This window comes from Streptomyces sp. NPDC056361 (assembly GCF_042262805.1).
In the GTDB taxonomy this organism is placed as follows: domain Bacteria; phylum Actinomycetota; class Actinomycetes; order Streptomycetales; family Streptomycetaceae; genus Streptomyces.
The window spans coordinates 47,447-58,703 of record NZ_JBHJQI010000028.1 but is presented as its reverse complement, the minus strand read 5'-3'; the positions used below and the strand labels follow the sequence as shown (position 1 = coordinate 58,703).

The 11,257-nt window shown below is 73.8% G+C and carries 8 protein-coding genes and 1 pseudogene; 6 read left to right on the top strand and 3 right to left on the bottom strand.

Translation table 11 applies throughout. From position 1 onward, the window contains the following. Window positions 1–120 precede the first annotated feature (120 nt). Both ACFCY7_RS12110 and ACFCY7_RS12105 read right to left on the bottom strand, forming a co-directional pair. Window positions 121–1,505, bottom strand: a pseudogene (locus tag ACFCY7_RS12110) (NAD(P)/FAD-dependent oxidoreductase). Window positions 1,506–1,642: 137 nt separating this feature from the next. Continuing rightward, window positions 1,643–2,509, bottom strand: coding sequence for a PaaX family transcriptional regulator C-terminal domain-containing protein (locus ACFCY7_RS12105; RefSeq protein ID WP_376483706.1), 867 nt, complete (start codon window positions 2,507–2,509; stop codon window positions 1,643–1,645). A gap of 157 nt (window positions 2,510–2,666) precedes the next feature. Between ACFCY7_RS12105 and ACFCY7_RS12100 the strand changes: the two genes are divergently transcribed. The 5 genes from ACFCY7_RS12100 (at window position 2,667) to ACFCY7_RS12080 (ending at window position 8,468) form a co-directional block, all read left to right on the top strand. Next, on the top strand, window positions 2,667–3,578 hold the full coding sequence (locus tag ACFCY7_RS12100; protein WP_376483704.1) for an SDR family NAD(P)-dependent oxidoreductase: 912 nt from the start codon (window positions 2,667–2,669) through the stop codon (window positions 3,576–3,578). Between the two features lie 14 nt (window positions 3,579–3,592). Then, window positions 3,593–4,462, top strand: a complete 870-nt coding sequence (locus ACFCY7_RS12095) for an amidohydrolase family protein (protein ID WP_376483729.1) — start codon at window positions 3,593–3,595, stop codon at window positions 4,460–4,462. A gap of 11 nt (window positions 4,463–4,473) precedes the next feature. Beyond that, the gene (locus tag ACFCY7_RS12090) at window positions 4,474–5,994 is read left to right on the top strand and encodes a long-chain fatty acid--CoA ligase (RefSeq protein WP_376483702.1); all 1,521 of its coding nucleotides are present in this window, start codon (window positions 4,474–4,476) and stop codon (window positions 5,992–5,994) included. A gap of 40 nt (window positions 5,995–6,034) precedes the next feature. Then, the gene (locus ACFCY7_RS12085) at window positions 6,035–6,490 is read left to right on the top strand and encodes a MaoC family dehydratase (protein ID WP_376483701.1); all 456 of its coding nucleotides are present in this window, start codon (window positions 6,035–6,037) and stop codon (window positions 6,488–6,490) included. 286 nt (window positions 6,491–6,776) lie between these two features. Next, window positions 6,777–8,468, top strand: a complete 1,692-nt coding sequence (locus tag ACFCY7_RS12080) for an IclR family transcriptional regulator C-terminal domain-containing protein (protein ID WP_376483699.1) — start codon at window positions 6,777–6,779, stop codon at window positions 8,466–8,468. A 268-nt stretch (window positions 8,469–8,736) separates the two neighbouring features. On the opposite strand, the gene ACFCY7_RS12075 is transcribed toward ACFCY7_RS12080, so the two are convergent. Then, a complete protein-coding gene (locus ACFCY7_RS12075) occupies window positions 8,737–9,447 on the bottom strand; it encodes a TetR/AcrR family transcriptional regulator (RefSeq protein WP_376483697.1) in 711 nt (236 codons plus the stop codon). 168 nt (window positions 9,448–9,615) lie between these two features. Between ACFCY7_RS12075 and ACFCY7_RS12070 the strand changes: the two genes are divergently transcribed. Then, the gene (locus tag ACFCY7_RS12070; RefSeq protein ID WP_376483696.1) at window positions 9,616–11,250 is read left to right on the top strand and encodes an amidohydrolase; all 1,635 of its coding nucleotides are present in this window, start codon (window positions 9,616–9,618) and stop codon (window positions 11,248–11,250) included. Window positions 11,251–11,257: the final 7 nt, after the last annotated feature.

Here is an 11,257-nt window from a genome sequence, read left to right as displayed (position 1 = left end):
GCTTACCGTGATGCCGGCAGCAGCACCGCAGGCGCGACCGGCGCCCCGCCCCGGAACCCGGAGGGCGGGGCCACCGAGGCACGTCCTCACGGACCCTCCTGAGGGAGGGGTGGGACCGGGTCAGCTGTCGAAGCCGAGGCCGAAGCGGTCGAGGGTGCGCAGCCAGAGGTTGCGGTGTCCCTCGTTGCGGTCGGCGCGTGCCATGGACCACTTGGTGATGTTGATGCCGATCGAGCGGACGGGCTCGGGCGGGAAGGGCAGGGGCTTGCGTCGTACGAGTTCCAGGCCGGTGCGCTCGGTGCGTGCGCCCGCGAGGAGGTCGAGCATGACCTCGGCGCCGAAGCGGGTGGCGCCGACGCCGAGGCCGGTGAAGCCGGCGGCGTAGGCGACCTTGCCGTGGTGACTCGTGTCGAAGAAGACGCAGAAACGGGTGCTCGTATCGATGGCCCCGCCCCAGGCGTGACTGAAGCGGAGCCCTTCCAGCTGCGGGAAAGTGGTGAAGAAGTGGTCGGCGAGCGTCGCGTACGTCTCGGGCCGCCGGTCGTGCTCGGCGCGGACGGGACCGCCGTGGTAGACGGCGTCGTACCCGCCCCACAGGATGCGGTCGTCGGCGGAGAGCCGGACGTAGTGGAACTGGTTGGCGCAGTCGGCGAAGCCCTGGCGACGCGTCCACCCGACGGAGGCGAGCTGCTCCGCGGTGAGCGGCTCGGTCATCAGCGCGTAGTCGTACACGGGGACGGTGTACGGGCGGTGGCGCCGGAGCAGGGAGGGGTAGGCGTTGGTGGCGAGCGCCGCGCGGTGATCCGGCCGTAGGGGGTGGTCACGCCGATCGCGGCGCCGTGTTCGTCGAGCGAGGTCGCGGGGGTGTGCTCGTGGATGCGGACGCCCAGGTCGAGACAGGCCTGCTTGAGGCCCCAGGCGAGTCGGGCGGGGTTGACCATGGCGACGTCGTCCCGGTTCCACACGCCGCCGAGGAAGGTCGGGGAGTCGATCTCGGCCCGGACGGCCTCGGCGTCGAGGAGGAGCGGCTTGCCGCCGTAGCGCGCGGCGTGCTCGGCCTCCTCGGCGAGGCCTTCGAGCTGGTACGGCTCGGTGGCGACGACGAGGGAGCCGGTGCGCTCCCAGTCGCAGTCGATGCCGTAGCGCTCGATGGCGTCCTCGATGGCCTGGAGGTTCTCGCGGCCCAGGCGTTCGAGGAGTCCGATCTCGTCGGGCCAGCGCTGGCGGCCGTTGCCCAGGCCGTGGGTGAGGCTGGACTCGCAGAAGCCGCCGTTGCGGCCGGAGGCGGCGCCGCCGACCTCGTCCGCCTCGACGAGGACGACGTCGGCGGAGGGGTCGCGCTCCTTGGCGACGAGGGCGGTCCACAGGCCGGTGTAGCCGCCGCCGACCACGAGCAGGTCGCACGTGGTGCCGCCGACGAGCGCCGGCTCGGGCTGCGGCCTGCGGGGGTCGTCGAGCCAGAACGGGGTGTGCTCGACGTCTCGGAGCGAGGTGAGGTGATCCATGGGCGTTCCTTACGGGTCGCGGAGTCGCCCGGGCGCGGGGAGTCTCCGAAGTGCCGCCATGAGACTCCGCCGCGCGGAACAAGGTCAATGATGTTGACATAAGCCCCCGCCCGCGCCCCCGCCCCGCCCTTCGGCGCCTACGCCAGCGGGTCCCAGCGGTCGAGGATCTCGTCCGCGATCCTTCGGGCCCCCGGTTCGAACCGCGCGGAGAGGTCGTGGAACAGCGCCTCGGCGCCCTCGGCCGGCCACTGCTCCGGCAGGTGCTCGGCGGGCAGGTGCGGGTCGCCGCGGACCACGTCGAGCCAGTCGGTGTGGAGCAGCAGCAGGCGGCCCAGGTCGTCGTGCGCCTCGGCGGGTGCGGGGCCGTCGCCCCAGCGGGCGAGGAAGGCGCGGTAGCCCTCGGCGATCGCGTCGACGTCGAAGGCGGTGCGGAGCAGGGGTCCGGCCTCGGTGGGTGCGGCGGCCTCGCCGTGGAAGGCCTTGATACGGTCCCCCAACCCGAGTTCCGCCGCGACGCGGGCGACGTCGACGCGGCCGGGTGCGACCCAGAGGCCGCTCTGGAGGGGGCCGAAGCCCGCCCAGACGAGCCGGGAGCGCAGGTCGTGGCGTTCGCGGCGCCAGGATTCGGGGAGCGAGAAGCCGACCAGGGTCCAGGTGCCGTCCCAGGCGCGGTTGACGGCGCCGGTGCGGCGGATCCGCTCCTCGCCGTCGGCGAGCACCTCGGCGGCGCGGTCGGTGAGCGAGAAGTACATCCTGCGGCCTCGCCGGTGCCGTTCGAGCAGCCCGCGGCCGACCATGCGCGTGAGGGTCGAGCGGACCGCGTCCTCCCCCACGCCGACGCGGGCGAAGGCGTCGATGACGCTCGCCGAGGAGAGGGCGGTGCCGGTGCCGAGGACGTGGATGCCGAAGAAGCTCAGCATCAGGGACTGGGTGCGGGGCGGGGCGCCGCGGCCGGCCGTTTCGGGGTCGGCTTCGGACGGCTGTGCCGGGTCGGGTGCGATCACGGGGACAGCGTAGGCCCGGACTTCGCACCTCGGAATGAATCTTCGGCAGTTTGTTGACCGCAGGCAAGAATGTGCCTAGCTTTGGCCTCGCCGGTGCGTGCTCCAGGCCGCGTCACCTTCGCGCCCCGCACCCGGCTCTCGGGAAGGACCCCCGCTCATGACTCCTGTGGATCTCTCCGGCAAGGTCGCCGTCGTCACCGGCAGCGGCCGCGGACTCGGCCTCGCCTACGCCCGCTCGCTCGCCGCCGCCGGCGCCTCCGTCGTGATCAACGACGTGGACACCGAAGCCGCCGTCGAGGCCGTGCGCCTCATCACCGCCGACGGCGGACGGGCCGTCGCCGAGGTGGTGCCGGTCGGCTCCACCGAGGCCGCCGAGGCGCTCGTCGCCCGCGCCGTCGACAGCTACGGCCGGCTCGACGTCATGGTCACCAACGCCGGCGTCCTGCGGGACCGGGTGCTGTGGAAGATGACCGACGAGGACTTCGACACCGTCGTCGAGGTGCACCTGCGCGGCACCTTCACCTGCGTCCGCGCCGCCGTCGAACGGATGCGCGCCCAGGGCGAGGGCGGCCGGATCGTGGTCGCGGGCTCCCCCGCCGGACAGCGCGGCAACTTCGGGCAGACCAACTACGCCGCCGCCAAGGCCGGCATCGCCGCCATGGTCCGCACCTGGGCCATGGAGCTCGCGAAGGCCGGCATCACCGCGAACGCCGTCATCCCGGTGGCCGCGACCGCGATGACCAAGACCGTCCCCGTGTTCGCCCCGCACGTCGAGGCCCTGGAGAAGGACGGCATCGCGCTCCCCGACAGCCTGCGCAAGGGCGAGGGCTTCGGCACGGCCGAGGACGTCGCCGGCCTGGTGACCTTCCTCGCCTCGGACGCCGCCGCCGGCGTCACCGGCCAGTGCGTCGGCATCGGCGGCGACAAGCTCGCGCTCTGGTCGCACCCGCAGGAGGTGTCGGTGGCGTACGCGGACGGCGGCTGGAGCGCCGAGGCCATCGCCGCCGCCTGGCCGGTGACCGTCGGCCGCACCCCGGAGACCTTCGGCATCCCGGCGCCGCAGCTGTGAGCGGCCACGGCGCGATGGACGTGAACGCGCTCGTCGCCATCGACATGCACACCCACGCCGAGGTGTCCGAGAAGGGCGGGGCGTCGCTCTCCGCCGAGCTCGACGCCGCCGCCGGCGCGTACTTCAAGGCCGAGCACCGCCACCCGACGCTGCCGGAGATCGCCACGTACTACCGCGAGCGGCAGATGGCGTGCGTGGTCTTCACGGTGGACGCGGAGTCGGCGACCGGCACTCCGCCCGTGCCCAACGAGGAGATCGCCGAGGCCGCGCTGCGGAACCCGGACGTCATCATCCCGTTCGCCGGGGTCGACCCGTACAAGGGGAAGGCGGCGGTCCGTCAGATCCGGCGGCTGGTCGAGGAGTTCGGGGTCAAGGGATTCAAGTTCCACCCGAACATCCAGGCCTTCCACCCCAACGACCGCATGGCGTACCCGCTGTACGAGGCGATCGAGGAGGCCGGCGCGGTCGCGGTCTTCCACACCGGTCAGACCGGCATCGGCGCGGGTGCCCCCGGCGGCGGGGGCATCCGGCTGAAGTACTCCAACCCGATGGACGTGGACGACGTCGCCGCGGACTTCCCCGGGATGAGGATCGTCCTCGCCCACCCGTCCTTCCCCTGGCAGGACGAGGCGCTCGCGGTGGCCACCCACAAGCCGCAGGTGTACATCGACCTGTCGGGCTGGTCGCCGAAGTACTTCCCGCCGCAGCTGGTCCGGTACGCCGACAGCCTCCTCAAGGACAAGGTGCTGTTCGGCTCCGACTTCCCGCTGCTCGCCCCCGACCGCTGGCTGGCCGACTTCGCGGAGCTCCCGATCAAGGACGAGGTCCGTCCGAAGATCCTCAAGGAGAACGCGGCCCGGCTGCTCGGTCTCACCGGAAACTGAGGGATCACCCCATGCGCAACCAGGGCATCGGCTCGTGGCCCGCACGCCGCGACCGCAGGTCGCCTCGGCGCACCGCCCTCCTGCACGAGGGCCGCGCGGTCGACTACGCCGAACTCCACGACCGCTGCACCCGGCTGGCCCACGCCCTGCGGAGTGCCGGGGTCGAACGCGGCGACCGGGTGGCGTTCCTCGGCCCCAACCATCCGTCCTACCTGGAGACGCTCTTCGCGGCCGGCTTGCTGGGCGCGGTGTTCGTCCCGCTCAACACCCGCCTCGCCGTACCGGAGTTGCTCCACCAGGTGACGGATTCGGGCAGCCTGGTCCTGGTGCACGCCGGGCAGCCGGACGAGCGGGTGGCGGAGCTGGTGGCCGGAGCCGGCATCGGCACCGTACTCGCCGTGGACGGGGGGCCCGGGACGCCGTACGACGAGGTGCTCGCCGGCGCGTCCGCCGAGCCGCTCGACGAGGAGGTGGGGCACGACGACGTCTGCCTCATCATGTACACCTCGGGCACCACCGGGCAGGCCAAAGGCGCCGTCCTCACCCACGGCAACATCCTCTGGAACAGCGTCAACGTCCTCGTGGACACCGACATCGCGGGCGACGAGGTGACCCTGGTCTCCGCACCCCTCTTCCACACCGCGGCGCTCAACATGAGCTGTCTGCCGACCCTCCTGAAGGGCGGCACGGTCCTCCTGGAGTCCTCCTTCGACGCGGAGCGCACCCTGCGGCTGATCGAACGGCACCGGGTGACCCGGATGTTCGGCGTGCCGACGATGTACGACGCGATGGCGGTGGCCCCCGGCTGGGCGGAGGCGGACCTGACCAGTCTGCGCACCCTGCTCTGCGGCGGCGCCCCGGTCCCGACCCGCACCGCCCACGCCTATCTGGACCGGGGCCTCGCCTTCGTCCAGGGCTACGGCATGACGGAGACCGCGCCGGGCGCCCTGATCCTGGACCGGGCGGACTCGCTGACCCGCGCCGGCACGGCGGGCGTCCCGCACTTCTTCACCGACGTCCGGGTGCTGCTGCCGTCCGGCGAGGAAGCGGCGCCCGGCGAGAAGGGCGAGGTCGTCGTTGCCGGGCCGAACGTCACGCCGGGCTACTGGAACCTTCCGGAGGCGACCGCCGCGGCCTTCCGCGACGGAGGGCGCTTCCGGTCGGGCGACGTGGCCGTCGTCGACGAGGACGGCTACGTGCGGCTCGTCGACCGACTCAAGGACATGATCATCTCCGGCGGGGAGAACATCTACCCGGCCGAGGTCGAGGACGCCCTGCTCGCGCACCCCGACGTGGCCGAGGCGGCCGTCATCGGCGTGCCCGACGCCCAGTGGGGCGAGGTGGGCCGCGCCGTCGTCGTCACCCGCGCGGGAGCGACCGTCACCGAAGCCGAGCTGATCGCCCACCTGGAGGCCCGGCTCGCCCGCTACAAGATCCCCAAGAGCGTCGTCCTCGCGCCGGACCTCCCCCGCAACGCCACCGGAAAGCTGCTCAAGGCCCCCCTCCGGGCGCGCTACGGCAGCACCACCTGACATCCCTTCCCTCCCCTCTTTCTTCACGAGGAGTACTCCCATGGCTCTCACCGTCCACGGTATCGACGAGATCAAGGCCCAGGCCGGGGCCGACCTCGGTCACAGCTCCTGGGTCGAGATCGCCCAGCACCGCGTCGACACCTTCGCCGACGCCACCGGCGACCACCAGTGGATCCACGTCGACGCCGAGCGCGCGGCGACCGGTCCCTTCGGCGGCACCATCGCCCACGGCTACCTCACCCTCTCCCTCCTCATCCCGATGTGGAGCGAGCTGCTCCGGGTCGAGGGCGTGTCGATGGCGGTCAACTACGGCCTGAACAAGGTGCGTTTCCCCTCTCCCGTGCGCGTCGGGTCGAAGATCCGCACGCACGGCCGCGTGGTGTCCGTCGAGGACGTCAAGGGCGGCGTCGAGGTCGTCGTGGACCTCACCGTGGAGATCGACGGCGTCACCAAGCCGGCGTGCGTCGCACAGGCGGTGTACCGCTTCTTCGCCTGACGTCCACGCACCGGTGCCGGACCGGCGGACCGGGGGCGAGCCCCCGACCGTGATCCGCCGGACCGGCATGCGGAAAGGGGGGCGGTCGCGCACACGACCGCCCCCCCTTCCGCATGCCCGGACGCCGTCGGCGGCGGGGGTACGGATCCCCGCGCCCCGCATGCCCGTACCCCGCTTCCGCGGGGGTTGCGGTCGCCCTCACCTCCTGCGCGCCCGGACCTCGTCGACGGCGAGGGGTACGGTTTCCCCGCACCCCGCTCACCCGCCGCCCCGAGGAGTCCGGACGATGCCGCAGCCCGCACCCGCCGAGGCCGAGGGCGTGCCCGACGAGCTGGTCGGCCCCCTTGAGCGGGGGCTCGCCGTGCTCCGCGTGATGGCCTCGGGAGCCGACGTCCGCCACCGCCCCGGCGACCTCGCCAAGACGACCGGGCTCGCCCGCTCCACGGTCGACCGGGTCGCCACCACACTCGTCCGCCTCGGCGTCCTCAGGGCCGAAGGCCGCGACCTGCTCCTCGCCCCGGGGGCCGCCGAACTCGGCAACGCCTATCTCGCCTCCTGCCGGCTCCCCGAACTCCTCGGACCGCACGCCGCCGAACTCGCCGACGCCCTCGACGAGTCCGTCTCCCTCGCCGTCCCCGACCGCGACGGCGTCCGCTTCCTCACCCAGGCCACCCGCCGCCGGGCCATGGCGATCTCCTTCCGGCCCGGCGGCCTCCTGCCGGCCGAACGGTGCGCGCCCGGAGCCCTGTTCGCCGCCCACTGGGACGCGGACGACCTCGCGCGGTGGCGGGCCCGTCGGGCCGGCGACCCGCTGGACACCGGCTTCCCGTCCGTGCCGCCCCGCCCGGCAGCCCCGCCCGCCGGGGTCGAGGCCGAGTTCCTCGACCGGGTGCGGGAGGCCCGGGCGAGCGGCATGGCCGTGGACGACCAGACCATCGAACCGGGGCTGCTGGCCGTGGCCCTGCCCGTACGGGGGCCCGGCGGCGCGGTGGTGTGCGCGGTCAGCGTCGTCAGCCACACGAGCCGGCACACCGCACGGTCGCTGACGGCGCGGGCGCTGGCGCCGCTGCGCCGCGCGGTGGCGGCGATGGAGGCGGCCCTGGCGGCGCCGGAGGCCCCTCCGTGCTCGCCGGAGACCCCTCCGGCGAGCGGGGACGCGCCCGCGGCCGCCAGGGCGGGGCTCAAGGAGGAGCTCGGCTCGGGCTTCCTCCAGTCGCTCGCCCGCGGCCTCGACGTCCTGCGCGCCTTCGGGTCCGTCAGGGGTCCCGTGCGCCTGGCCGAGCTGGCCCGGCTGACCGGGCTGCCCCGCGCGACCGCGCGCCGGTCGCTGATCACCTTGCGCCACCTGGGGTACGTACGGGAGGAGCCCGGCGGTTTCGTCGTCCTGCCCCGGGTCCTGGAGCTCGGGCACGCCCGCCTCTCGGGGCTGAGCCTGCCGGAGATCGCGACCCCTCACCTGGTCGCCCTGGTGCTGCGCGTCCACGAGTCCGCGTCCGTCGCCGTCCTCGACGGGGACGACATCCGGTACGTCGCCCGGGTCGCGGGGACCCGCATCATGCACATCGACATCACGGTGGGCACCCGGCTGCCCGCGTACGCGACCTCCATGGGCCGCGTCCTGCTCGCGGACCTGCCCGCGGCGGAGCGCGCCGAGCGGCTCGGCCGGATCACGCCCGAGGCGCTGACCCCGCACACGGTGACGAGCCCCGAGGGGCTCGACGACGTGGTGGCGGCGACGGCGGCGCGGGGCTACGGGTGGGTCGAACAGGAGCTGGAGGAGGGCCTGCGCTCCCTCGCCGTGGCCGTCACGGACGGCACGGGCCGCGCGGTCGCCGCGGTCAACGTGGCCCTCCACGCGGGCCGGGCCACGCCCGCGGAGAGCCTGTCCGCCCTGCTGCCGCCGCTGCGGGAGACGGCCGCGCTCATCAGCGCCGACCTCGGCGCCGTGGGACGCTTCTCCCGGGTGGCGACGGGCTGACGGCACGCCGGGTGCGGGCCCGGGGACGGAGACCCGGGCTCGGCGGGGAGTGCGCCGTTTGTGGGGGGCTCCCCGGGTTTCCCCCTGGGGGTACCCAAAGGGAGGAGCCGTCCCGTGCGGCCCACCCCGGGCGTCGCCGGGGCGTGCCCAAGGGGAGGAGCCCAGCCCGCGCCGTCCGTGGGGCCGCCCCCTGTCCACTCTGGGGTCCAGCCACGGCGCGCCCCCCTGGGGTCCTCCCCGGGCGGCCGAAGCCCGGGATCCCCGCCGTTCAGTCGCCGGCCCCCGCCGGGCGCAGCGCCGCCACCGCGACGAGCATCAGCTCCAGCGCGAAGGGGTAACCGCTGTCGGTCATGTCCGCGGCGAGCAGGGGGAAGGTCGCGGCGATGTGGGGGTGGGTGTCGGGCGACAGCCTGCCGTAGACCGCGTGCCAGACTTCCTCGTCCTTCGCCCGGGCGGCGGGCGGCAGGGCGGCCGCGGCGGCGTCCTGGGCGGCGAAGGCGAGGGCCTGGTCGACGAAGGCGTGGTAGATGCGGACGGCGAGGTCGTCGGGGAACCCTGCGGTACGGAGGATGCCGAGGATCCGCTCGACGGCCTGGGTCTCGTGGGTGCGGCCCGTGGTGCGGTGCGCCGCGAGGATCGCGGCCTGCGGGTTGTTCCGGTAGCAGGAGTTGATGCGCAGGCCCATCGCGCGGAGGTCGGTGCGCCAGTCTCCGGTCGCCGTCCAGCCCTCCTGCGCGCGGCCGATCATCTCGTCGGCGACGGCGAGGAGCAGGGCGTCGGTGTTGCGGAAGTAGCGGTAGAGGGCGGTCGGGTCGGCGCCGAGCGCCGCGCCCAGCCTCCGTACCGAGAGGGCCTCCGCGCCGTGCTGGGCGATCAGGCGCAGGGCGGTGTCGACGATGAGCCGTTCCGAGAGGACGGCGCCCTGCTTGGTGGGGCGGCGGCGCTTCCGACTGCCTTCGGGGACGACGCGTTCGGACATGGCCGGAACATTACGTCAACGTGGTTGACGTGTAAACGGCCTCGGCCGATCGCCGTGCGGGGAGCGTCCGTTCGGCCGCCCGGCAGCTTATGTCAACGCCATTGACGTGCGGACCGCCGCCCGCTTCCATGGCCCCCACCACACGTCATCCCATGTTCTGGAGCGCACATGAGCACGGCCGATCTGGTCTTCACCCGCGGGCCCGTCTTCACGGCGGATCCGGCCCGCACCCGGGCCACCTCGCTCGCCGTCGTCGGCGACCGGATCGCGGCCGTCGGCCACGACGAGGTACGGGACCTCGTCGGCCCCGGCACGGAGGTCGTCGACCTGACGGGCAAGCTGCTGCTGCCGGGCTTCCAGGACGCCCACATCCACGCCGTCTCCGGCGGCAAGGAGCTCGCCGAGTGCGATCTGACCGGCACGGTCGGCGTCGCGGAGTACCTGGAGCGGATCCGGGAGTACGCGGACACCCACCCGGAGCAGGAGTGGATCACCGGCGGCGGCTGGTCGATGGAGAGCTTCGAGGGCGGACTGCCCACCCGGCAGCTGCTCGACTCCGTCGTCGCGGACCGGCCGGTCCTGCTGTCGAACCGCGACCACCACGGCGCCTGGGCGAACTCCCGGGCGCTTGAGCTCGCGGGTCTGACGGCCGACACCCCCGACCCGGCGGACGGCCGGATCGAGCGGGAGGCGGACGGCACCCCCGGCGGCACCCTCCAGGAGGGCGCGATCGGCCTGGTGGCCCGGCTGGTGCCGCCGACGACGCCCGAGGACCGGCTCGCCGGGCTGCTGCGGGCCCAGAAGCTGCTGCACTCGCTCGGCATCACCGCCTGGCAGGACGCGCTGCTCGGTTCGTTCGGCGGCATGGCCGACCCGTCGGAGGCGTACATGACGGCCGCCCGCGAGGGCACGCTGACCGCCCGGGTGACCGGCGCGCTGTGGTGGGACCGCGAGCGCGGCGCCGAGCAGATCCCCGAACTGGTCGCCCGACGCAAGGAGTTGAGCGCGGGGCGGTTCCGGGCCGGCTCGATCAAGATCATGCAGGACGGCATCGCGGAGAACTTCACCGCCGCCATGATCTCCCCGTACCTGGACGGCTGCGGCTGTGCCACCGGCAACAGCGGCCTGAGCTTCGTGGACCCCGTGGCGCTGCGCGGGTACGTGACCGAGCTGGACGCCCTCGACTTCCAGGTCCACTTCCACGCCCTGGGCGACCGCGGCGTCCGCGAGGCCCTGGACGCCCTGGAGGCCGCGGTCGCCGCCAACGGCCACCGCGGCAACCGTCACCACCTCGCCCACCTCCAGGTCGTCCACCCGGAGGACCTGACCCGCTTCGCGCGGCTCGGCGCCATCGCCAACATCCAGCCGCTGTGGGCCGCCCACGAGCCGCAGATGGACGAGCTGACCATCCCGTTCCTGGGCCCCGAGCGCGCCGCCTGGCAGTACCCGTTCGGCGACCTGGTGCGCGCCGGTGCCACCCTGGCGGCCGGCAGCGACTGGCCGGTCAGCAGCCCGAACCCGATCGAGGGCATCCACGTCGCGGTCAACCGCCGGGACCCGGAGGCCACCGACGACCGGGTCTTCTACGGCGAGCAGCGCCTCGACCTCCCCACCGCGCTCGCCGCCTACACCGCCGGCACCGCGCACGTGAACCGTCTCGACGACACGGGCAGCCTGCGCGCCGGCAACCTCGCCGACCTCGTGGTCCTCGACCGCGACATCCTCACCGGCCCGCCGGAGGGGATCGCCGAGGCGCGGGTGGAGCGGACGTACGTGGGCGGCGAGCTCGTGTACGCCCGCTGAGATGCGG

What these genes read in the sequence shown, in the direction of transcription:
- ACFCY7_RS12100 (WP_376483704.1), top strand. Translation starts at nt 2,667, where the DNA reads ATGACTCCTGTGGATCTCTCCGGCAAGGTCGCCGTCGTCACCGGCAGC.
- ACFCY7_RS12080 (WP_376483699.1), top strand. Translation starts at nt 6,777, where the DNA reads ATGCCGCAGCCCGCACCCGCCGAGGCCGAGGGCGTGCCCGACGAGCTG.
- ACFCY7_RS12085 (WP_376483701.1), top strand. Translation starts at nt 6,035, where the DNA reads ATGGCTCTCACCGTCCACGGTATCGACGAGATCAAGGCCCAGGCCGGG.
- ACFCY7_RS12090 (WP_376483702.1), top strand. Translation starts at nt 4,474, where the DNA reads ATGCGCAACCAGGGCATCGGCTCGTGGCCCGCACGCCGCGACCGCAGG.
- ACFCY7_RS12095 (WP_376483729.1), top strand. Translation starts at nt 3,593, where the DNA reads ATGGACGTGAACGCGCTCGTCGCCATCGACATGCACACCCACGCCGAG.
- ACFCY7_RS12075 (WP_376483697.1), bottom strand. Translation starts at nt 9,447, where the DNA reads ATGTCCGAACGCGTCGTCCCCGAAGGCAGTCGGAAGCGCCGCCGCCCC.
- ACFCY7_RS12070 (WP_376483696.1), top strand. Translation starts at nt 9,616, where the DNA reads ATGAGCACGGCCGATCTGGTCTTCACCCGCGGGCCCGTCTTCACGGCG.